At 28.5% G+C, this 23218-nt stretch carries 17 protein-coding genes and 1 pseudogene; 3 read left to right on the top strand and 15 right to left on the bottom strand.

The genetic code is table 11. The annotated features are described in order from the left end of the window. Positions 1-60: 60 nt before the first annotated feature. The 8 genes from ABGF48_RS06550 to ABGF48_RS06515 all read right to left on the bottom strand — a co-directional run bounded on the left by ABGF48_RS06550 (position 61) and on the right by ABGF48_RS06515 (position 7651). On the bottom strand, positions 61-264 hold the full coding sequence (locus ABGF48_RS06550) for a cold-shock protein (protein ID WP_408105538.1): 204 nt from the start codon (positions 262-264) through the stop codon (positions 61-63). Between the two features lie 74 nt (positions 265-338). Continuing rightward, complete coding sequence (locus tag ABGF48_RS06545) at positions 339-1073, bottom strand: class I SAM-dependent DNA methyltransferase (RefSeq protein ID WP_408105537.1); 735 nt, start codon at positions 1071-1073, stop codon at positions 339-341. Next, the gene (hpt, locus tag ABGF48_RS06540) at positions 1073-1603 is read right to left on the bottom strand and encodes a hypoxanthine phosphoribosyltransferase (RefSeq protein ID WP_408105536.1); all 531 of its coding nucleotides are present in this window, start codon (positions 1601-1603) and stop codon (positions 1073-1075) included. The genes ABGF48_RS06545 and hpt overlap by 1 nt, the downstream gene beginning before the upstream one ends. A 29-nt stretch (positions 1604-1632) precedes the next feature. Beyond that, positions 1633-4260 (bottom strand): valine--tRNA ligase, encoded by a 2628-nt coding sequence (locus ABGF48_RS06535; protein WP_408105535.1) that lies wholly within the window; start codon positions 4258-4260, stop codon positions 1633-1635. 219 nt (positions 4261-4479) lie between these two features. Next, positions 4480-5148 carry an ABC transporter ATP-binding protein gene (locus ABGF48_RS06530; protein ID WP_408105534.1) on the bottom strand — a complete coding sequence of 223 codons (669 nt, stop codon included), beginning with the start codon at positions 5146-5148 and terminating at the stop codon, positions 4480-4482. 7 nt (positions 5149-5155) lie between these two features. Next, positions 5156-6151, bottom strand: coding sequence for a hypothetical protein (locus ABGF48_RS06525; protein ID WP_408105533.1), 996 nt, complete (start codon positions 6149-6151; stop codon positions 5156-5158). Continuing rightward, a complete protein-coding gene (locus tag ABGF48_RS06520; RefSeq protein ID WP_408105532.1) occupies positions 6138-7166 on the bottom strand; it encodes a hypothetical protein in 1029 nt (342 codons plus the stop codon). Before ABGF48_RS06520 ends, ABGF48_RS06525 begins: the two co-directional genes overlap by 14 nt. A 338-nt stretch (positions 7167-7504) precedes the next feature. Next, complete coding sequence (locus ABGF48_RS06515; protein ID WP_408105531.1) at positions 7505-7651, bottom strand: hypothetical protein; 147 nt, start codon at positions 7649-7651, stop codon at positions 7505-7507. 549 nt (positions 7652-8200) lie between these two features. On the opposite strand from ABGF48_RS06515, the gene ABGF48_RS06510 reads away from it, so the two are divergent. Further along, positions 8201-9001, top strand: a complete 801-nt coding sequence (locus ABGF48_RS06510; protein WP_408105530.1) for a kinase/pyrophosphorylase — start codon at positions 8201-8203, stop codon at positions 8999-9001. Beyond that, entirely contained in the window at positions 8998-11646 is a 2649-nt protein-coding gene (gene ppdK, locus ABGF48_RS06505) for a pyruvate, phosphate dikinase (protein WP_408105529.1), read from the top strand. Before ABGF48_RS06510 ends, ppdK begins: the two co-directional genes overlap by 4 nt. Before the next feature lie 111 nt (positions 11647-11757). Here the strand turns inward: ppdK and ABGF48_RS06500 are convergent, their stop codons facing one another. The 5 genes from ABGF48_RS06500 to allE all read right to left on the bottom strand — a co-directional run bounded on the left by ABGF48_RS06500 (position 11758) and on the right by allE (position 19407). Next, entirely contained in the window at positions 11758-12783 is a 1026-nt protein-coding gene (locus tag ABGF48_RS06500; RefSeq protein ID WP_408105528.1) for a FadR/GntR family transcriptional regulator, read from the bottom strand. Positions 12784-12806: 23 nt separating this feature from the next. Further along, a complete protein-coding gene (locus ABGF48_RS06495; RefSeq protein ID WP_408105527.1) occupies positions 12807-14417 on the bottom strand; it encodes an L-lactate permease in 1611 nt (536 codons plus the stop codon). A 124-nt stretch (positions 14418-14541) separates the two neighbouring features. Beyond that, the gene (fdrA, locus tag ABGF48_RS06490; RefSeq protein ID WP_408105526.1) at positions 14542-17544 is read right to left on the bottom strand and encodes a bifunctional FdrA/YlbE family protein; all 3003 of its coding nucleotides are present in this window, start codon (positions 17542-17544) and stop codon (positions 14542-14544) included. Between the two features lie 18 nt (positions 17545-17562). Continuing rightward, positions 17563-18612 carry an ureidoglycolate dehydrogenase gene (gene allD, locus ABGF48_RS06485; RefSeq protein WP_408105525.1) on the bottom strand — a complete coding sequence of 350 codons (1050 nt, stop codon included), beginning with the start codon at positions 18610-18612 and terminating at the stop codon, positions 17563-17565. 9 nt (positions 18613-18621) lie between these two features. After that, positions 18622-19407 (bottom strand): (S)-ureidoglycine aminohydrolase, encoded by a 786-nt coding sequence (allE, locus tag ABGF48_RS06480; protein ID WP_408105524.1) that lies wholly within the window; start codon positions 19405-19407, stop codon positions 18622-18624. 194 nt (positions 19408-19601) lie between these two features. On the opposite strand from allE, the gene ABGF48_RS06475 reads away from it, so the two are divergent. Continuing rightward, the gene (locus tag ABGF48_RS06475; RefSeq protein ID WP_408105523.1) at positions 19602-20459 is read left to right on the top strand and encodes an alpha/beta hydrolase; all 858 of its coding nucleotides are present in this window, start codon (positions 19602-19604) and stop codon (positions 20457-20459) included. Positions 20460-20521: 62 nt separating this feature from the next. On the opposite strand, the gene ABGF48_RS06470 is transcribed toward ABGF48_RS06475, so the two are convergent. Together ABGF48_RS06470 and ABGF48_RS06465 are read right to left on the bottom strand one after the other, a co-directional pair. Beyond that, entirely contained in the window at positions 20522-21766 is a 1245-nt protein-coding gene (locus ABGF48_RS06470) for a dicarboxylate/amino acid:cation symporter (RefSeq protein WP_408105522.1), read from the bottom strand. A gap of 76 nt (positions 21767-21842) precedes the next feature. Further along, a pseudogene (locus tag ABGF48_RS06465) lies at positions 21843-23210 on the bottom strand (NCS1 family transporter). Positions 23211-23218: the final 8 nt, after the last annotated feature.

Below are 23218 nucleotides of genomic sequence, written 5' to 3'. Positions count from 1 at the left end.
TTAATTTCAACCTCTCAAAATTTTCAATTCTAATCAATATTAAGAATTTTATTTATATTATTATAGTTTAACTACATTTGCAGCTTGAGGTCCTTTTTCACCTTCAACAACTTCAAATTCAACTTCTTGAGCATCATTTAATGTTCTAAATTCTCCATTATCTTCTAAAGCTGTGAAGTGTACAAATACATCATTTCCTTCTTCAGTAGTAATATATCCATACCCCTTTTTAGCATTAAACCATTTTACTGTGCCTTTTGTCATTTTATCCTCCCAAATTAATAGTGAAATTCTTTTCACTATGGATATATGATATCAGAAAAAAATATATTATCAAATTATTTTTTTGCAGAGAATAAAATTCTTTGAGTTTTTCCTTCTAAAAATTCTCCACCATCTTCATCAATGTAATAAATTTCATCAAATCCAACAGATTTTAATTTAGAAATTATAAAATCAATAGAATAATATCTTTCAACTTGTTTTTCTTCAACTCTTTCATATAATCCATTTTTATCTTTAACAAAAAAGTTTAGATAAAAATGAACTAAGTCTTCTTCAAGTCGATTTTCCCATGTATAAAAAATATTTTTTCTTTCATAGATATATTGATTATTTCCTAATACATCTAATAATTTATATCTACTGTTTAAATCAAAAATAAATACACCATTTTCATTTAATCCATCATATATATTCTTAAATAGTTTTTCTAGTTTTGATTCATCAGTTATATAATTTACAACATCAAGTAAAGTTATAATTACATCATTCTTAAATGAATTATAATCAAATTTATACATATCTTGTAGGATTACTGTTACATTTTCTTTATCCAATAATTTTACAAATGCATGATTAAGCATTTCTATAGAATTATCAAAAGCTAGTATATTAAAATCTTTCAATTTTGATAATTCAGATGTTAAATTTCCAGTACCACAACCAATTTCAAGTATGTTTCCAGTCTTAATATTATTTTTATTTAATATAGTAAAAATATTATTAGCGTATTTTTCATAGTCAATATCAAATACTAATTCATCATAAAAATCAGAAAATCTATTATACATTATTCTTCACTTTTCATAAATGCGAAAATATATGGACAATTTCTATAAAAATCCCCATAATTTAATCCGTATCCTACAACGAATAAATCTTCAATTTCTTGTCCAATAAAATCAGGATAAATTTCTACCCTTCTTCTCTCTGGTTTGTCTAAAAATACAGCAGTTTTTATTGATTTAGGATTTTTTTCTTTTATATGATTAACAATAGCATTAAGTGTAATACCAGAATCACATATATCATCAATTATTAAAACATTTTTTCCTTCCAAATCAAATCTTACATCATTAATAATATCTACTCTACCTGAAGTTTCTTCATTGTCACCATAACTTGATGTAGTCATAAATTCTACAACTGTTGGAGTTTCTATTTTTCTAACTAAATCAGCTGCAAATACAAAACTCCCTCTTAATAAGGAAATTGCATAAATTGGTTCATTGCCGTAAGCTTCTGTAATTTCTTTTCCCATTCTTTTTACAGTTTCTTGAATTTGCTCTTCACTAAATAATACAACTTTTTTTCTATTCATAAATTACCTTCCATTAAAGTTTAATATAATTATTTATTTTTAATATCTTCAATACTTTTTTCTACTTCATTAAGCATATTAGTGTATTTTTCAACTTTTTCTTTTTCAGCATCAACTAAATTTTTAGGAGCTTTTTGTGTGAATTTCTCATTTGATAATTTCCCTTTAGCTCTATTTAACTCTGAAATTATCTTATCTTTTTCATTTTCTAATCTACTTAATTCTTTTTTTAAATCAATAAGACCATCTAATGAAAGATATAATTTATAATCATCTTTTACTGTTACAGCAACATTATCTATTTCTTTATCTTCTCTAATAATTTCAACTTCACTCAGGTTTGCTAATGAAATTAAATTATTTGATAATTTAGAGAAAATTCCTGCTGTTTCATCAGATTCAGTAAATATATATAATTTTGACTTATTCTTATTTGGTACGTTCAATTCTAATCTTTGAGATCTCAATGATGTAATTGCATCGATAAGTTTAGAAACTGCTTTTTCTTCCCATTCATAATGATTTAATTCTTCATATTTTGGATAATTTGCAACTATTATTAAATCTTCTTTATTTGGCAAGTAAGAATAAATTTCTTCAGTGATATATGGCATGAATGGATGTAATAATTTCAAGATATTTTCTAAAGCATATAATAATACTGCTAAAGCATTATCTTTTACTTCGCCTTCATCATGTAATCTTGTTTTCACAAATTCGATATACCAATCACAGAATTCAAACCATATAAATTCATATAAGTTTACTGCAACAATACCAATTTCATATTGATTTAATAATCTATCAATATCTTTTGATAATGTATTAATTCTAGAAATTATCCATTTATCTTCGATTGTTAATTTACCTCTATCTAATTTATATTCTTTTTCATCTTCCATATTCATGAATATAAATCTTGATGCATTCCAAATCTTATTAGCAAAATTTCTCTTATCTTTAACTTCATCGTCGATATATCTCATATCATTTCCTGGTGAATTTCCACTTACTAAATTAAATCTTATAGCATCTGCACCATATTTATCGATTTCATCAAGTGGGTCAATACCATTATTTAATGATTTAGACATTTTTCTACCTTGACTATCTCTAACAATTCCGTTTAGATATACTGTGTTAAATGGTAGTTTTCCAGTATTATATAATGATGAAAATACCATTCTTATTACCCAGAAGAAAATAATATCATAACCTGTTATAAGCGTATTTGTTGGGAAGAAATATTTATAATCTTCAGCATCTTCATTTGGCCAACCTAATGTTGAAAATGGCCACAACGCAGATGAAAACCATGTATCAAGTGTATCACTATCTCTTGTAACTTTTCCATAAACACTTTCATCCGGTTGTTCTTTGGAAACAATGATTTCTCCATTTTCAGTGTAGTAAACAGGTAATCTGTGTCCCCACCATAACTGTCTTGAAATATTCCAATCTCTTAGATTTTCCAACCAGTTTACATAAATTTTTCCAAATCTTTCAGGAATGATTTTAAGTTCTCCACTAGTATATGCTTCTAAAGCTGGTTTTACTAATTCTTTCATTGCAACAAACCATTGTTTTGAAACAAGTGGTTCAATTATTGTCCCACATCTAGAACAATGTCCTACAGCATGTTCTAATTCTTCTATTTTGCCTAATAGACCTAATTCATCCATTTTTGCAACTATTTTTTTTCTTGCTTCATATCTATCTAATCCTGAGAATTCTCCATAACCATCAGATATTTTGCCATCATGTTCTATAACAACACACTGACCTAAATCATGTCTTTGTCCAACTTCAAAGTCATTAGGATCATGAGATGGTGTAATTTTTACCACACCTGTACCATATTCTTTATCAACATAGTCATCTGCAATAATAGGTATTTCTCTATTAACTATAGGTAAAATTACCATTTCCCCTATTAAATCTTGATATCTTTCATCAGTTGGATCTACTGCAACAGCCAAGTCTCCTAGCATTGTTTCCGGTCTAGTTGTAGCAATTGTAATTTTTCTATCTAAATTTTTTAATGGATAATCAAAATACCATAAATTACCTTTTTCGTCTTTGTGATCAACTTCTGCATCCGATATTGCAGTATCACAATATGGACAATAATTTACAATTCTTTCACCTCTATAAATTAGTCCGTCATTGTACATTTTTACAAAAACTTCTTCAACAGCACTTGATAGATTTTTATCTAGTGTAAATGCTTCTCTTGACCAATCAGCAGAAACTCCTATTTTTCTAAGTTGTTTCTTTATATTTCCACCATATTTGTGAGTCCAATCCCATGCTTCTTCTAAAAATTTTTCTCTTCCTAGTTCAAATTTTGTATGACCTTCATTTCTAATTTTTTCTACAACTTTTGCTTCTGTCGCAATACTTGCATGGTCAGTACCAGGTAACCAAAGTGTTGAATAACCTGACATTCTCTTCCATCTTATAACTATATCTTGAAGAGTTGAGACCAATGCATGCCCCATGTGTAAATTCCCTGTTACATTTGGTGGCGGCATGACTATTGTAAAAGGCTCTTTAGACTTATCAACTTGAGCGGTAAAATACCCCCCATTTTCCCAATCTGTATATATCCTATTCTCAAATGATTTAGGATCATAATTTTTTTCTAAATTTTTCATTACGCCTCCAAAGTAAATTTCGCCCTATCTTACTTATAATTATTATTTTATTATAGTATTTGTCAATTCTTTAGTCAAGTATTCAATGAAGTATCGGGTAACCTTGTTTTTGACATTCTCCCGGTACTTACCCTAATAAAAATGTATCGGGTATTCCTATTTTTTCAAATTCTCCCGATACATTTGATTTTATTCTATTTAATTAACAATAATATTAATCTAATCCCTTATTAATTTTCCTTCTTTTAATTCATAAACTTTAAATTTATTGATGTCAAAGAAATTAGTATCATGACTAACTAATATAATAGTTGTACTTTTAGGTATTATATTTAAAATATACTCATAAAAACTTTCTTTATAATTTGTATGAAGTGATGCCGTAGGCTCGTCTAATATCAATACATCAGGATTATTTATCAAAGCTCTAGCAATAGCTACTCTTTGCTTTTCTCCTCCTGATAGATTTTTTACTTTCTTTTTATACATTTTTTTCAAATCAAATTCTTCTACAATATTTTTTACTCTATCTCTTTTTTCACTTGATTTATATTTTTTGGAATATATAAGTGGTATTTTAATATTTTCTTCAACAGATTCATTTTCAAGTAGCAAATAATCTTGAAAAACAAAGCCAAACATCTCATTTTTAAGCTTACTTAGTTCTTTAGATTTAATCTCTTTAATATTTTCACCATTTATATAATAGTCTCCAGAAAAATCATGATCTAGTAACCCTATTATCTTCAGTGTTGTAGTCTTTCCAGAACCATTTTCACCTTTTATTAATATATGCTCTCCTTTTTCAATAATCAAATTTGCACTATTTAAAATCTGGACATCTCGATTATTTTTATACGATTTTGTTATACTTTCTAAATTTATCATGCTAACCTCAACTTAAAATTGATTTACTTAATTTCTTACAAAATACTATATTATTTATCAAAAATATCACTAAATAAAATATTGAAATTGTCTTTATCACATGCGCAATTATATTTTTATTAAAAGCATTTAAAAATGAAAATATCATAAAAAATGATAAGACTATTAAAATAATATGCACGATATTTCTTATAAAAATATCTTTTATTCTAGCACCATGAATATAATGTATTTTATGTTCTTTTCTTAAGTTATTAAATAATTCTTTATAGAAATAGTTAATAACAAATATAACAAGTAAGATATTTAAAAAATTGTATACAAATATATACTTAAATAAAAAATCATTTTCATCAGTTTTTTCACTTTTAACAATTTTAAGCTTTGCAAAACTATTATTAAATACTTTTTCCAGTTTATTTATCGTTTCTACATTTGAAATATCTAGATTACTAACTATTCCTACTAGTTCACTTTTATCAATATATTTATAAACATTATCGATTTCATCATCAGAAATTATTTCATATACATTAAAATTAAATCCATAACCTAAATCATTTAATATATCATAAATATTATTTTTTATATTATCGTCATTAACTTCATTTAAAACAGCATTTTCAATACTTCTATCTGATAAAATATAGGATTTATTATTATATTTCTGATCACTTCTACCATCAAAAAAGTATACATATTGGCCGACTTTTTCGGAAAAATAACCACTATTAAAAGAAGTTATTTCATTATTTTCAAAAAATTCATTTACATCTTCTTTAAGATTTTGATCAATATCTTCAAAAGATATAGGTACCAATTCAAGATTATATTCTCTACTATAATTAACTAATTTTTTTTCTTCTGTTAAATTAATTATCAATGAATCGATTGATTTTACAATTGGTTGAGATATTAAAGATAATATTATAATTAATAATAAGATATTTTTAAAATTTTTAAATATATCCCTAATACCAAGATATATATTATTGTAATTCATTTGATTCTCCTAACTTTGACACATGCTTAAATACAATTATAGTTTCTAAGCTTAAGAAAAATAATATAAATAGTAATAAAAAAATATTTATTATAAATATAATACTTAAATTTAACATATACTCATGTATAAGTTTTAAATACAATGCTGGTAAAACTGTAGAGCTTGCAATTATAAAGATTAATCTAACTATATTAGATTTAAATAAATTTAATATATAACTAAATCTACTAGCTCCATGTATTTGACTTACATAAATGTCTTTATACTTTGTCTTGGAATACAACGCCAAACTCAATATCAAGACTAATATAATAGAAAGTAAACTAGATATCATAAATACATCATATCTTCTACCATTAAATAACAGTCCTATAGCTTCCTTTATAGTTTTAAAATGATTTGTTTTAACTAGATCATAATTATAATCATTCATAAAATTAACTATTTTATTTTTTTTCAAATTTTCATCTTCATCAATTACATATATTTTAGTAATATCTTTAGCATCCAAAGCGAATAAATTTTTTACTATTTCAATAGGCTTTTCATAAATCGCAGAATTATAATCAAAATAGTTAATTACTTCTGTATTATATTTTGAATCTAAACTACTTATATCAAAATTACTAGAATATAAAATATCATCAATCAAACCAATATATACTCCTACATCAATACCATTTTTATAGTCATTTTCAGAAAAATATCTATATTCATAAGGATTTAATATTTTAGTAGACTCAGCATAATATTTGTTATCAGGGTCATAAAGTCCAATAAGTTTTTCATCTTTTGTCTCAGCTATAAAAATTAAGTCGCCATATCTATTGAATTTATTTAACTTTTCATACTCTATATTTAAATTATCTTTAGTAGCTACAAATTCAAAATGATTTGGAGGCATTTGATATTTATTATTATATAAAGCTCTCGAAACTATATAATTAAAGCCTAAAATTAAAGATAGATTTATTATGAAAATTAATATCAATATATTTCTATTTAGTTTCATAACTAGTCCTGTTCTACATTGAATTTGGTATTTTGTTTATCTACACCTTCTTCTAAAATTTCAACATCTTCAATAATTATTTCACCTTCCATAAGTAGTCCTCCTTTTATATTTTGCTCACTATCACTATGAGCATTAACATTAATATCACGATTTATATTATATTAACTAAAATAACTGCCTAATGTTTTTACTGAATAATTATAATAAACTTTTGTTTTAGGTCCAAAATGCCATTTATCTTTAACCGTTATTTCTCTTATTATTTGATTAGGATTATAATTCCCATATTAATCAGCTCTTGTTTTATACATATCACCTTGTACATCATATGTAATCTAAGTCCACTCATAATAGTAAATCATATTATTTTTCTTAACTCTATCTGACCCTCTTACAGAAGCAGTTCCATAATAAACATCTGACCAATATAGATCAGGATGTTCAGACTTAACATATGTAGTTGAAGTGGCTTTCCATAACATAGTTACTTCAGCTAAAGAAATTGGTTCCAAAATCAATAATAAAGCTAATGTAAAAATACCTATATGCTTTTTATGTAAATTATATTTTGATTTTATATTCTTTTCCTAAATTCATTATAGTATAATACAACTTAATATATTTATATTATTTTATAATTAATATATTAAATATCAATATAGAAATCGATTTCTTAATTTAAGAGTAACATAGATATATTTCGACTTCAATTTCTTAGCAAAGAAAACTATAATTTTTCTTTCTTTATTAAATATATTTAACAATTTAATTTATGAAATCATTTTTCAAAAACTTTCCATATAAATCAATGATTTAATAATGAAATAAGACATTTTTTTATGTCATTTTTGAAAATCATTGACAATTTATAATCCATGAAAATATTTTCTATAACTCAATTTATCTATTTTTCAACATTTAACTATAATTCTTTGATATTTTTATGAAAAAGTAATCTTTTATATTTCATGTTTACATTTTTATTTTTTTTGGTATAATAAAAACATAGTAAGTTAATTTTGGAGAACGACATGCAGAATGAAAAGGTTTGGATTTTATCAGACAAGAATTCAAAAACATTGACACATATATTGGTTAGAAATTACTTCATGCAAGAATTACAAACTGATATAAAAATATATGATAATCTGAATGATATTTCACAAATATACAATTTTGAAATATATGAAGACGATCAAATCATATATTACGCTTTTGAAAATAAAAACATGTCTGAATATGTAAAAAACAAATGTAAACAACTAAATATTAAATATTTTGATGTGTATGCTGTTGTGTACAACTTTCTAGGTAGTATTTTTTCTAAAATATCTAAAGGTGGAAATATTCCTTCTATTTTAGAACAAAGCCTAAGAAATAATCATGTAGACTTTGCTCTTTTAAATGATGATGGAATAAATCCTCAGTCAATATATGAATCTGATATAGTGATAATTGGAGTTTCTAGAACATCAAAAACTCCTCTATCAATTTATTTGTCTAATTTAGGATATAACGTTACAAATATTCCATTGGTTCCTGAAATAGATCTTCCAGATGAACTATTTAAAATAGAACCAAATAAAATCGTTGCATTAACAATGGATCCTAATAGATTAATCGAAATTAGAAAAGAAAGAATTAAATCTTTAGGAATTCCAGTTGACTCTGGGTATGCTACATTAGAAAGAGTGAATATCGAACTTGATTATTCAAATAAAGTTATCCAAAAATTAAATTGCCAATCTATTGATGTTACTCATATTTCCATTGAGGAAACATCAGAAAGAATAAAAAAACTTATTGATATGAGAAGGGAGCAACAAAAATGAAATATGTATACAGTTTCGATGAAGGCAAAAAAGAAATGAGAAGCCTTCTAGGTGGTAAAGGTGCAAACTTAGCGGAAATGACAAGACTTGGTATAAATGTACCATTTGGTTTTACAGTTACTACTGAAGCATGTACAAGATACTATCAAGAAAACAAAACATTATGGGACGATCTTGTAACTGAAATCGAAAAAAATGTAAAAAAAACAGAAGAAAAATTAGGCAAGAAATTTGGAGATAACGAAAATCCCCTACTATTCTCAGTTAGATCAGGTGCTGTAATATCCATGCCGGGTATGATGGATACAGTATTAAACTTAGGGTTAAATGATATTTCAGTAGAAGGTTTAGCAAAACACACAGAAAATCCAAGATTTGCATATGACTCATATAGAAGATTTATTCAAATGTTCTCAGATGTTTCAAAAGGAATTGACAAAGAATTATTTGAAGAAGTATTAGCAGATGAAAAAGAAAAAGCTGGCGTAGAATTAGATAAAGACTTATCTGCAGAAAGCTTAAAAGAAGTTGTAAAAAGATATAAAGAAATCTACAAGAAAGAAATGGGAGAAGAATTTCCACAAGAACCAGAAAGACAACTTTTAGATGCTGTTGCCGCAGTATTTGCATCATGGAACAACGAAAGAGCTATTTTATATAGAAAATTAAATGGTATCCCTCATGATTTAGGAACAGCAGTTAACGTACAATCAATGGTATTTGGTAATGGTGGAGATACATCAGGTACAGGGGTAGCATTTACAAGAAATCCTGCAACAGGTGAAAAAGCATTATTTGGTGAATATTTAATGAATGCTCAAGGTGAAGACGTTGTTGCTGGTATAAGAACACCAAGTCATATTTCTGAATTAGAAACACAAATGCCTGAAGTATATAGACAATTCTTTGAAACAGGTCAAATATTAGAAAAACACTATAGAGATATGCAAGACTTAGAGTTTACAATTGAAAATGGTAAACTATTCATTTTACAAACAAGAAATGGTAAGAGAACAGCTGAAGCAGCTGTAAATATCGCTGTAGATTTAGTTGAAGAAGGATTAAGAACAAAAGATGAAGCATTGATGATGATTGAACCAAATCAATTAGATCAATTGCTACACCCTACTTTCGATAAAAAAGCTATGGACAAAGCTCCAGTATTAACAAAAGGTTTAGCAGCATCACCAGGTGCAGCATCAGGTTACATTTCATTTAGTGCAACAGATGCTATGTTAAGAAATGCTAAAAAAGAAGCTGTAATTTTAGTAAGAACAGAAACATCACCTGAAGATTTACAAGGTATGGATTCTGCTAAAGGAATTTTAACATCTCGTGGTGGTATGACATCTCACGCAGCTGTAGTTGCTCGTGGTATGGGTAAATGCTGTATCGCAGGTGCACATGAAATAAAAGTAAATGAAAAGGAAAAAACAGTTACAATTAGAGATAAAGTTCTTGGAGAAGGAGATATTATCTCATTAGATGGTTCAACAGGTATAGTTTACGAAGGTAAATTAGAAACAAGAGATCCAGAATTATCAGGAAAATTTGCTACATTTATGTCATGGGCTGATGAAGTAAGAAGATTACAAGTTAGAGCAAATGCTGATACTCCTCACGATGTACAACAAGCTTTAGATTTAGGAGCAGAAGGTGTTGGTTTATGTCGTACAGAGCATATGTTCTTCGCAGAAGACAGAATTAACGCTGTACGTGAAATGATTCTTTCAAAAACATTAGAACAAAGAAAGAAAGCATTAGCTAAGATTGAACCAATTCAAGAAGAAGACTTCTATCAAATCTACAAAGTTGCAGACGGTAGATCAGTTACAATTCGTCTATTAGATCCACCTCTACATGAATTTGTTCCTCACACAGATGAAGATATCGCTATAGTTGCTAAAGAACTAGGTGTAACAATTTTAGAACAAAAGAAAGCTATTGATGATTTACATGAAGTAAACCCAATGTTAGGTCACAGAGGTTTAAGATTGGCTATTACATTCCCTGAAATCTATCAAATGCAAGCAAGAGCAATCATGAGAGCTGCATTAAGATTACATGATGAAGGTGTTAATGTAATACCTGAAATCATGATTCCTCTAGCAGGTGATGCTAAAGAATTATCAGTTGTAGCAGATTCAATTAAAGATGAAGTTGAAAATATTTTTGCTGAAAAAGGCAAAACAATTGAATACCATGTTGGTACAATGATTGAAATTCCAAGAGCTACATTATTAGCTGATGAAATTGCTAATGTTGCAGAATTCTTCTCATTTGGTACAAATGACTTGACACAAATGACATATGGATTCTCCAGAGATGACGCTGGAAAATTCTTATCACAATACTTAGATGATGGTATATTTGAAAAAGATCCATTCCAAGTAGTTGACCAAAAAGGTGTTGGTAAATTAATGAAGAATGCTGTAAAATTAGGTAGACAAACAAGACCAGGAATCAAACTTGGTGTTTGTGGTGAACATGGTGGTGAACCAACATCTGTTGCATTCTTTGATGAATTAGGTTTAGATTATGTTTCTTGTTCTCCATTTAGAGTTCCAATCTCAAGATTGGCAGCAGCACAAAAAACATTAAAGGATAAACAACTAAAAATGACTAGAATCATGGATGCATTCTAATATCAATAAGTAAAAAGGCTTGGAAATAACCAAGCCTTTTCTATTTAATCTTCTTATTTTACCAAATTTTTATATCTAACTCTTCTATTCCTTAATTCTGAAATTTATTTTCTAAATATAATCACTTTTATATCTATCAAATGATTTACCCATATGATATGCCATAGCTCTCCTTGCATCATCATTTTTTCTAGATACTATAGCATTATATATAGCTAAATGCTCATTGTATATAGCTTCAATTTCTGATATATCTTGCATTCCTGATTTTGACATGCTTTTTAGTAAATTCTGAATACTTAATATTTGTGATATTATAACTGTATTTCCTGAACATTCAGCTATTGCTATATGAAATTTCATATCTAAATCTAAAAATTTTCTAAAATCTTTTTCTCTATAAGATTTATTAATTTCATCAATAATTAATTTTAAATTGTTAAGTTTTTCTTTATCAACAGAAAAAGCTGCAAGCTCTGCTGCCTTTTCTTCTAATATTGATCTAACTTGCAATACATCATATATTTGTTTGTAATTCATAAACAAAGACCATGTAAGTGGTACATCAAAAAAATTTGATTCTTGATCACTTATATATGAACCTTGACCATGTCTAATATTTATCATGCCCATTATTTCTAAAACTTTTAAAGCTTCTCTGAGAGCTGACCTCCCAACATCCATTTTTTCTGCCAGTTTTCTATCAGATTCAATTTTATCTCCTTTTTTGAGATTACCTTTAAGCATCTCCTCAGCAAAATATAGAGTAAGTCTATTTACTAAATTTGTAACTGATTTATTTTTTTTGTTCTTTGCTAAACTAAAATCTTCTACATTTATATTGTATTGATTTTCAATAATACCCAAAAAATCCATCTTATCATATGTGAATATCAAATTATTAATTCCTAAAATTGAAGAAACTTTAGATATAATATCATCTAATATTACTCCTCCTTTATTTTCAATATTTGATAATGTAGATACGCTTATTTCTGGATATCCATCATCATTAGATAAAAAATCTTTAATAAATTCTTTTTGAGTCATGTTTAAAAACAATCTCAAATTTTTAAGATTGTTTTTTTTATTTATTAAATTTTTTTTAAGTTGATCTTTATTTTCTTTAATTAACAAATTTTGCTTCCTTCATAAATATATTAAAAAATTAAACTGCGAACTAAAACAAATATACCAAATAATAATATCACAGGTAATGAAATAGGCATAATCTTCTTCATAACATTTCCTTCCTCACCTGCTATATTCGCTGTTGTTGTACCTAATACTATATTACTTGGACTTAGTGATGCTCCAACTGATGCTCCTGATGTTTGAGCTGCCAATAAAAATGAAGAATTCGTTGATAGAAGATTAGCAGTTGTAAGCTGAAATTGCCCAAATAAAATATTAGAACTCATATTACTTCCAGTAATAAATGTTCCTAAAAACCCGACAAATGGCGATAAAATTAAGTATTTTGTCCCTAGAACAGAAACTATTCCCATAGCCATCACTTGAATTTGGCCTGTACCTCCCATAACTTTTGACATTATTATCAAAGATAAAACAGAAATCGAAGACGGTAGCGCCATTTTAAATGAATTTTTCACTATAGTTACTATTTGTTGAGTTTTAATCCAACCTTTAGAAATATAATACCACAAGCCAACTAAAGACGAAACTAACAAAAAGAAACTTGCATGAGTGAATGGTGTAATTGGTGCGTATTTTTCAATAGAAGGATTAACAAATCCATATTCAGTAACTGTTTCAGGAAAAGCAAATCCTATTTGCACTTTAGACAATACATCATTTAATGGTTTTATCACTAGTAAACCTAAAGTAAGCAAGGATAAAACAATGTATGGAATAAATGCTTGTAATAAGCTCATATCAATTTTAATACTACTTTCTTCTACTTCTTGGTTTCTATCCATTATTAAGGAATCACTTATTTTCCATGGAGTATTGTATGTTTTTAATTTAGACAATAAAATGACCGAAAAAAGTGCAACTGCGGATGGTATAAATGTTGCAAGAGTAGTATTAATTCGGGTAAATAAAAGTTGTCCTCCACCCATTATTAAAGATATAACTGTTATAGCCGGTAATCCTTTTTTTACACCTTCCATCTTGCCATAAGTCCAAGATGTAACTAGACCTATTATTATAACCCAAAACAATAACATTACTCCTGCCCAAAACGCTGTAAATTGATATTCAGGGCTTCCTGGTTGCATATTTGTTGTTAAAGCTAAAGCATCCCATGCCGCAGCAAGAGTTCCAAAAGTATTCCCCCAAGATTGTCCAATAAGCGCAATAAAAACAGCATAAACAGGTTTTACTCCAAGTCCTATAAGCAATGGTGCTCCTACAGCTACTGGCACTCCAAATCCTGTAATTCCTTGTAGAAAACTTACAAAAACCCAACCAATAGAAATTATCGCAAGTAATTCATTTGGTATAAAATGACTTATTTTGTTTTTTATAACATTAAATGCATTTGCAGCTACTCCAACTTGATAAAGCAAAATAGCAGTTACTATTATCAACAATATTGTAATAGATGACCATGCTCCTTTTATAATTTCATAAGCTATTAATTCTTTGCTTCCTTTGTAAATAAAAAAACCTGTTAAAGTTGCAATAATAAGACCAATTACAGCTGCTTTAGATGCTTTCATATTTAAAAAAACAAGAAGGATAATTAATATAATTACTGGTAATAACGCAACAAACCAATTAGTAAAATTTACTGGAATATTCATATTCCCCCCTTTTTAGTCTTAATTTAAAAGGATTTCATAAAATATACACATATATGAAATCCTTTAAGTTTTTTTATTTCTATATAAATTTATTAAAAAGTTTAATTTACTAAAAATATTAAATTTAATAACCTAATTTTTTAGCATAAGCTAATATTGCTTTCTTAAAACAATCCAATGGTGGATGAACTGTACCAGCTCCTATTTGTCCAAAACCTGGAGTTTTATGAGCAATTCCTGTATTGATTACTGGAGTAATGCCCTTTTCCGCAACAAGTTTTGCATCCAATCCCACAACTGAGCCTTTAAAATCCCAAGTTGGAATAATAAAGTTAGGATTATGGTCAATATAGATTTCTGTCATTTCATTACTTGTATTAAGAGCATCTTGGAATCCACCTGAACCAACAAACCTTGTAACAGCAGGTGCTGCAATCATTGCTACTCCACCAACTCCAAGAGTTTCTGTAATGGCACTATCACCTATATCAGGACACCCATCTTCAGCGTCATACCCTGTAAAATATAACCCTTGAGGAGTATTTACAGGTCCAGTGAACCATTCATCCCCCATACCAGCAATTCTAATACCAAATTCTACACCATTTCTACACATAGCTGTTACTACTGTTCCATCAGAATCTTTTCTAGCTCCATCCATTATAGCTTTGCTTGCTGCCATCATAATGTTTAAGAAGAATTGATCTGTATCAGCTAAGAATTTCATTACATCATATCTGTCAGTTTCATCCATATCCATTTTAGAAATTATAGGTGCCATTTCTTTAAAGAATGTTAATGATGCAGCAATATTTCTTTGGTGGAACTCATCTCCCATAGCTATAGATTTAGCTACCATAGGATTGATTGGAAGTCCTCCTTCTATAGATCTTACAGCTTTTCCTAATGTTGGTCCTAAAACATCTCTCATCCATTCAAGTCTATCAACAACTTCTTTTGAATAAGCTCCAAATCTTAAAACCTTACCAATACCTTCGTTCATTGTACAATATGCGTAATTATTATGTGTTTCATTGTAAACAACCCATACTGGCATATTAGCAGTAGTTATTCCACCCATAGGCCCTACAGCATTTACATGATGACATGGTATAAATTTAATTTCTCCTGATTCAAGTAATTTTACAGCATCATCTTCATTGTCTGCCCATTTTTCAAATAAAGTTGCTCCTATACATGAACCTTTTACTGTAGGAGGCATATCCTTGTATTCAATTGGTGGACCAGCATGCAATATAACTTTTCCATCATTTAATTCTTTTATAACATCTTTAGCTAAAACATTATCCTTTAATACAGGCTGTGCAGCTATTACTTTAGAAATTGTTTTTTTATTTTCATCTTCAACATTTACTTCTTTATAGTTTCTTATAAAGTTAATAGCTTTCATTAACTCTAAGTCGCCACCTGCTGGAGGTCTCCAATCATATTGAACAACTTCTGCTCCAAACTTATCAACTACTTCAGCAAAACTCTTTAGTCCGATATTTATTGCTACTGGTTTTTCTACTAACATTTTTTGTAGCTTTTCTGATGGTTTAGATTCAAATTGCTTAACACCTTCAACAGCTTTAACTTCTTTATGATTTTCTTCAAAATCACTTCCAATCAAGTTTAATGCAGCTTTTACAGCAAGTTTATTTGTTTCTTCTATAATAATTCCTGCATCCTTTAATTTCTTAACTTGTTCGTCGTAGTTTTGAGGATCTTTTCTTGTACCACATACTGTTGCAACAAAGTAAACTTTTCTTCCCTCTTCTTTTGATTTGTCTTGTAATTGTTTTATTCCTGGAAGTAATGCTCCAGCCATATCTTCATGAGAACCATAACCTAAAACTACATCAAACAAAATTACACCTGTTTTGGGGTCATCTAAAGCTTCCGTCATTGATTCAATTCTCTTTCTTGGATCAATCATTGGATGAGGTCTTCCTTGAGTATACATATCATCACCAAGGTCTATTACTACGTGTCCTTCATTGTTTAACATATACCCTTGTTCTTTTTTAGAAGAAGTTTCTAATTTTAAACCATCTTTAATTAGCATAGCTGCTTCGCCAGCAAGAGTCCCACCTGAATAATAAGCCTTAATAGTCTTATTGTCAGATTTATCAAAATGCTCAACATCACTAATGCATAATTTTCCTTCTTCAACCTCTTTATTTCTTAATATGCTTACTGCTAATCTAGCTGCTTCATCTAGTGTATAAGCATGATAAAAGTTTTCTTCATGATATTCTGGTTTTTCTCCTAAGAATAAAGTAACTACAGGTTTTTTATAAGATTTTAATCTTTCATTTACTTTATCTCTTACAGATTTTGCTGGTGGCTTTGATATAACAATTAAGACTTCAATATTTTCATCATATTCAGTAGCATCAATTACATCCATCATTGTAATACCACCTACTTCTTCAGATAAGTCTCTACCACCTATACCTATAGCATTTGTTACTCCTTCTCCAAGTCTATCAATAATTGTAGTCAACTCTTGAATTCCTGTACCTGAAGCACCTATAATCCCAATTTTCCCCGGAGAAACGTTGTTAGTAAATGCTACTGGAACAGAATTAATTATACCCGTCCCACAGTCAGGTCCCATAACAACAAGACCAAGTTTGTGTGCTTTTTCCTTTAATCTTTTCTCTTCTTCAATAGAAACATTGTCAGAAAACATAAATACATTCATACCTTCATCTAAGGCTCTATCTGCTTCCATACCTGCATATGTTCCAGAAGTAGATATAATCGCAAGGTCAGCATTTGGTAACTGTTCTAATGCAGAATCCCAAGATTTTACAACTTGCATTCCATCATTCTTTTTGTTTTTCTTTTTTTGATCTTCAAAGAATTTATCCATTTCTTCAAGTATTGTATCCATTACTTCATCTTCATCAACATCTGCAACTATTACCATGTCATTTGCTGTAGCTGCTAATAATTCAGGTGTTTCTAATCCACTTTGTTTAAAAATATCTTTATTAGCTGGTGTCCCCATCATTATGGAAACTTTTTTTACATTTTCTAAGTTTGAAATATGATTTGTTAAAAGCATAAGTACAACAGAATCATTATACATACCTTCTTTAACTATTGTTTTAAGCATTTTCCCTCCGTAATTATACTATTCAGCAAATCTGTTCTTATTATCATATCTATTATAATGAACATCCTCACTCTTCAAGTAATCCAAAATTTCATCTACAACTTCAATACCTTCTCTATCAGATACTTCTTTTCTTATTATTGCTCTCTCTCCTGGATAATATACTTTATCATATCCTGTTGCAGGTTTAGAATTATTTAATTCTGTCATACTCTTAGATATGTTTTCTAAAAATGCATCTTTATCTCCAAACTTTGCTGGATCCATAACAAGAAGAAATTGTCCTAACTCTCTACCTTTAGAAAGATCTTTATACATTGAACTTACACCTGCACCAAATGGAAGTCCTAGTAGAATTCCTGAAAAAATATCTACCATCATCATTAAACCATATCCTTTTGGTCCAGCTATTGGTAATAAAGAATTTACTTTATTTGGATCTGTAACTGGATCTCCATTTTCATCTACAGCCCAAGTGTCTGGAATTTTTTCTCCCTTTGCTTTTTTATCTAAAATTTTTCCCCAAGCTTGAACAGTAGTTGCCATATCGAATACAATTATTCTTCCGTCTTTAGAAGGTGCTGAAAAAGCTATCGGATTAGTTCCATAATAAGGGTCTGCTCCTCCATAAGGAACTACCATAGGATCTGACTGACACATACACAAAGCTACCAATCCTTCTTTTGCAGCCATTTCTGTATAATATCCTATAGAGCCTGTATGTGATACATTTCTAACACCTACTACTGCAATCCCAGATTTTTTAGCCATTTCTATAGCTTTTTTAGTTGATTCTACAGATGCTACAAAACCTGAACCATTATCAGCCTCAAATATAGCAGAAGCTGGTCCAGTTTCTTTCCACTCAAAGTTAGGTTTATTATTAATCCCTCCCTTTGCAATTCTTTCTGAATAGTATTCAACTCTTACAGCTCCATGAGAATGATATCCTCTTTCTTCTGACCACACTAAACACTCAGCAGTTAATTCTGCATCTTTTTTATCCAATCCAGCTTTGTGAAGTTTATTTGTTATTAAATCCTTTAGTTCATCTCTTGTTATTTTCATATATACACCCTATAATACTACATCTCTATTCGTATCTTTAGAATAAAGGTACGAAAAGTCTTCTGTTCCTACTCCATAACATGCTTGTGGACAATATGCATCCATAAACACATAGTCTCCTTCTTTAATTGGCATCCATTCATTATCTAAATTATACATTCCTTTTCCAGATAAGAAAATCATTCCATGTTGTTGGTAATGAGTTTCAACATATCCATGAGAGTATCCTGGAGTAAATTTTAATATATGCATATTCATATCAAATCCTAAATCTCCAGCTGCTGGAAGCAAATCTTTAATCAATGTTCCTTCCATTCCTTCATACTCAACCCATTCAAGATTTTCAACATTGTTAACATATGTTTTTGCTTGATACCCATCTATTTTGTCATATCTTCTTTTATACACATACATTTTAGTATCACTATCTGTCTTATTTTCAAAAGTTAAAACTTTATCTTCTGGAGAAAATATGTAGCCTCCTTTAGTAAGAGTTTCTTCCACATCATCATTTTTTACTGTGATTTCTCCTTCCATAACATATAAGAAAGTCTCAATACCATTTCCACCTAATCCAGTGTTTTTACCTCCTTTATGAGCAAAAACTAAATAATCAGCAAAAGTTGCTCCTAAAAAAGGGCTTCCTAAAATTGTAGTTGTACAATTTTCATAGCCTGGTATTACATTCTTTACTAATCCATCTACATCTAAAACTGCATAGTTATTTTTTTTAATAACTGATCTGGATTGTAATATATGTTTTGGTAATCCTTCTTGGTTGTTTATATAACTCATACATCCTCCTTATTTATATTGTTTTCAACCTTATTTTATAATATGATTATATTATAAAAGCTTAGAATTTTCAAGTTCAATTTAAATTATATAAATTTATTGTTAAAATTTAAAATCGCTAATTCTATAGATATTTGTGTTATAATTAATTAATATAAATATATACCAAAATAAAAACTAAATTAGGAGTTTAAATGAAAAAAATTGATATAAAAATTTCATCTAAAAAATTTATCAGTATTTACTATAATCCTGAAATTATTCCAAAAGCAAGTATTATATATTTTCATGGTGGTGGTTTAATATATGGTAATAGAAATGATTTACCTAAATACCACCTTGAAAAGTTTATTCAGTCTGGATATATTATATTCGCCTTAGATTATCCTTTAGCACCTGCAAATAAAATAGATTATATACTACAGGATTGTTTATCATCTATTGATTATTATATAGATAATATTTCTTTAATTACTAAACAGATATATAATGTTAAAATTTTCTTAAATTTTTTTCTATTTGGTAGATCAGCTGGCGGATATCTTGTAAATCTAATTTCATCAAGATTAAATGAACATCAATTATCTCATCTTAATGGAATGATTTTATATTATTCCTATGGACTATTAGATAAATCATGGTATGAACAACCTAGCAATTTTTATAATAAACTTCCACAAGTAAATATAGATATTGAAAAATTTACTAATGATTATACCTTTGTTGGCGATTTGAAAATTAGATATCCTCTTTATGTTTACGCCAGACAAAATGGTCTTTGGAAAAATTTAATTTATAGTGGTCGTGATAAATTTTTTTATAAAGACTATAGTTTACTATTAATAGAATCTCTTCCAAAACCCATATTTATAACACATTCAATATCTGACCCTGATGTTCCTTTTAGCGAGTTTTTAGCTTTCACTAATAAATACAAGTCTACAAAATACATAGTCAATACTAATGACCATGATTTTGATAGAGATACAAAATCATCATTTACAAAAGAACTTATTAGCGAAACTATTAAATTTTTAAATGATAATATTTAAAATAATTATAGACATGATATCTATAAATAAAAGCAGGATAAACCTGCTTTTATTTTATTAAATTAATAATGTACTTCTTTTATTCCATTATAAACATCTCTGTCTAATTCCCCTAATTTATTAGCTACAAGTATGCCTATTAATACATCAACGTCAACATTCATTAATGTTCTAAACATCCCAGCAAACCAATCTATCCCAATTAAAATTGATAAACTTGATAAAGGTAATCCAAGAGCAGTTGCTAAAAATGTATATACTATTAAAGAGCCTCCTGGTACTGAAATAGTCCCTAAACACATTAATGTAGATAAAAGTATAGCCATTCCCATTTGATAAATTGACAAATTAATACCAGTAGCTTGTGCCATGAAGAAAATTGCTGCTACATAGCATTGTACCGCTCCCGTACTATTCATAGACATTGTTATTGGACCTGTAAAGTCTGTTACTCTCCTACTAACACCAAATTTTTCATAAGTATCTTTCATTTTAGTTGGAAGTGTTACAGCACCTGAAGTAGTCGTTAAAGCCATGATAGACATATTTAAAAATTTCTTAGGCATTAAAAATGGATTTACTTTTGTAATGAAACTTACAAAAGGTATTAATACTAAAAATTGAATAATACAGCCAATTAAAAGAAGCCCTAAGAACTTAAGCATTGGAAGTATTACCGAAAAACCAATGGTCCCTGACACATCAGCCAATAAAGCAAAAATACCTAAAGGTGCAACTTTCATTACAAGTTTTATTATAGTAGTTACTGTACCGTTTATACCTTTTATCCATTTTACTACTAAATCATTATTTGATTCTTTTGTATATATCCCCATAGCTAGACCAAAAATTACAGAGAATACTATCAATGGAACCATTTCTCCATTCGCCATAGAACTAATAATATTTTTAGGGACAAAATTTACTAAAGTATCTTGTATAGAAGTTTTAGCTATTTGTACTTTTCCAATTTCAGATGAATTTACTAAATCAATTCCTACCCCTGGTCTGATAATAATGGATAATAATAATCCTAATAATGCCGAAAAAATTGTAAATAGTAAAATCCATTTCATTGTATGAAATCCCATTTTCCCTACATCTTTACTACCCCCTCCACCAATAGCATCAATTATACTAGACATTACTAATAGAACTATTGACATCTGTATCAATCTTAAAAATATATCTCCAATAAATTTAATATTTGCAGCCCAATCTCCAACTAAGACACCAAATAAAATCCCACCAAAAGTAGCTAATAATATTTGCGTTGTAGTGGAAAGCGTAAACTTTTTACTTTTCATAAAAACTCCTTTTATACTTTAACAAGTTAATTAATGGTTTTACAAAATTAATATGCCTTTCTAAACAAATTCAAAACTAATTTTCAAACACTGTTCCTTTTCTGAATCTTTCAGATGAAGGTAATACTTTCATTAATACATAATATGCTATTCCTGTTGGAATTAAGCTTACATACCAAGATAAATCCATGATTAATAATGAAGCTGCTGAACCTATTAATATAGCTAAAACACCAGCCCAGTTAACACCTTTAAATGGTCCATTTTCTTTATTGTAAAAATCGTTTAGATTTAACTTCTCTCTTCTCAAAATGAAATAATCAACAAACATAACTGAAAATATAGGTCCTAAGAAAGCTGAGTAGAATCTTGTAAATAATCCTAATAATTCAGCAGACTCTGGAGTAACTAATTTCCAAGGCATTACTACTACAGATAATATACCAACTATTATAGTTGCTGGAACCCATTTTATATTAAATGCTTCCATTAAAATATATGATGGTGGAACTATATTATTTAATACATTAGTTGTTACTTGAGCAAATGCAATAAACAATAATGTTACTACAGTTAAAAACTTATTATTCATAGTAGTAGAGAAAACAGCAATTGGATCCGAATTACCAGTAGCTGAAGTTACTAAAAGACCAATCAATCCCATAAATAATGTAACAGGTAAAATCGCTAAAGTATAAATACTTGCTGCTTTTACAGGACCTGTTTTATGAACTAAGTTTCTAGAATAATCCGACGCATTTATTATCATAGTAGAATATATACCTAAAAATGATGTTGTAGCTGCCCAAAATGGCATACCCCAAGTTCCTTTAATATCCGCAAAGCTTTTATCCAGCTCAACAGCAAAATTTGTTCTAACAACATAAAGCATGTATATCAATATACCAATAATAAATACAGCAGATATATTTTCTAACCACTTAATCCCTTCAAAACCTTTTATAGCTAAAGCCACTTGTAACATTATAAATAGAGCAAATACTACAGGTAAATTACCAAATCCAAATAAAACTTTTAAAGAATGATTTATAGCCTCTGCTCCAACCCAACTTTGGAATCCAAACCATATAATAGCAGGAATACCTCTCAATGCTCCAGGAATTTTTATTCCAGAAGTACCAAATGTAGATTTCAATTACACAGTAAAAGGAATTCCATATTTATGTCCTGCTTTTCCAACCAAAGCTAATGCCACTGCAATAACAACACAACCAATCGTCATAGCAATTATTACTTGAGTAACTGTTAATATACCTATCAAACTTGCCCCCATAGAGAAAGTCCCTATGGATACAAATCCTCCTAAAAAAATTGCAAAATAAGAAATATTATCCATAACTCTTTCTTCAGTAGGTAATAAATCTTTATCTACTTTCTGCCTGATATTCGGATCAATATCTCTATTTTCAACAATACTTTTCATTTAAACCT

It is taken from the genome of Helcococcus bovis, assembly GCF_046035835.1.
Lineage (GTDB): Bacteria > Bacillota > Clostridia > Tissierellales > Peptoniphilaceae > Helcococcus > Helcococcus bovis.
Note: the sequence above shows the minus strand (reverse complement) of the source record. Positions and strands in the feature narration are given on the sequence as shown.

Coding starts and splice junctions, on each gene's coding strand:
- ABGF48_RS06550 (WP_408105538.1), bottom strand. CDS start 264: ATGACAAAAGGCACAGTAAAATGGTTTAATGCTAAAAAGGGGTATGGA.
- ABGF48_RS06545 (WP_408105537.1), bottom strand. CDS start 1,073: ATGTATAATAGATTTTCTGATTTTTATGATGAATTAGTATTTGATATT.
- hpt (WP_408105536.1), bottom strand. CDS start 1,603: ATGAATAGAAAAAAAGTTGTATTATTTAGTGAAGAGCAAATTCAAGAA.
- ABGF48_RS06535 (WP_408105535.1), bottom strand. CDS start 4,260: ATGAAAAATTTAGAAAAAAATTATGATCCTAAATCATTTGAGAATAGG.
- ABGF48_RS06530 (WP_408105534.1), bottom strand. CDS start 5,148: ATGATAAATTTAGAAAGTATAACAAAATCGTATAAAAATAATCGAGAT.
- ABGF48_RS06525 (WP_408105533.1), bottom strand. CDS start 6,151: ATGAATTACAATAATATATATCTTGGTATTAGGGATATATTTAAAAAT.
- ABGF48_RS06520 (WP_408105532.1), bottom strand. CDS start 7,166: ATGAAACTAAATAGAAATATATTGATATTAATTTTCATAATAAATCTA.
- ABGF48_RS06515 (WP_408105531.1), bottom strand. CDS start 7,651: ATGTTATGGAAAGCCACTTCAACTACATATGTTAAGTCTGAACATCCT.
- ABGF48_RS06510 (WP_408105530.1), top strand. CDS start 8,201: ATGCAGAATGAAAAGGTTTGGATTTTATCAGACAAGAATTCAAAAACA.
- ppdK (WP_408105529.1), top strand. CDS start 8,998: ATGAAATATGTATACAGTTTCGATGAAGGCAAAAAAGAAATGAGAAGC.
- ABGF48_RS06495 (WP_408105527.1), bottom strand. CDS start 14,417: ATGAATATTCCAGTAAATTTTACTAATTGGTTTGTTGCGTTATTACCA.
- fdrA (WP_408105526.1), bottom strand. CDS start 17,544: ATGCTTAAAACAATAGTTAAAGAAGGTATGTATAATGATTCTGTTGTA.
- allD (WP_408105525.1), bottom strand. CDS start 18,612: ATGAAAATAACAAGAGATGAACTAAAGGATTTAATAACAAATAAACTT.
- allE (WP_408105524.1), bottom strand. CDS start 19,407: ATGAGTTATATAAACAACCAAGAAGGATTACCAAAACATATATTACAA.
- ABGF48_RS06475 (WP_408105523.1), top strand. CDS start 19,602: ATGAAAAAAATTGATATAAAAATTTCATCTAAAAAATTTATCAGTATT.
- ABGF48_RS06470 (WP_408105522.1), bottom strand. CDS start 21,766: ATGAAAAGTAAAAAGTTTACGCTTTCCACTACAACGCAAATATTATTA.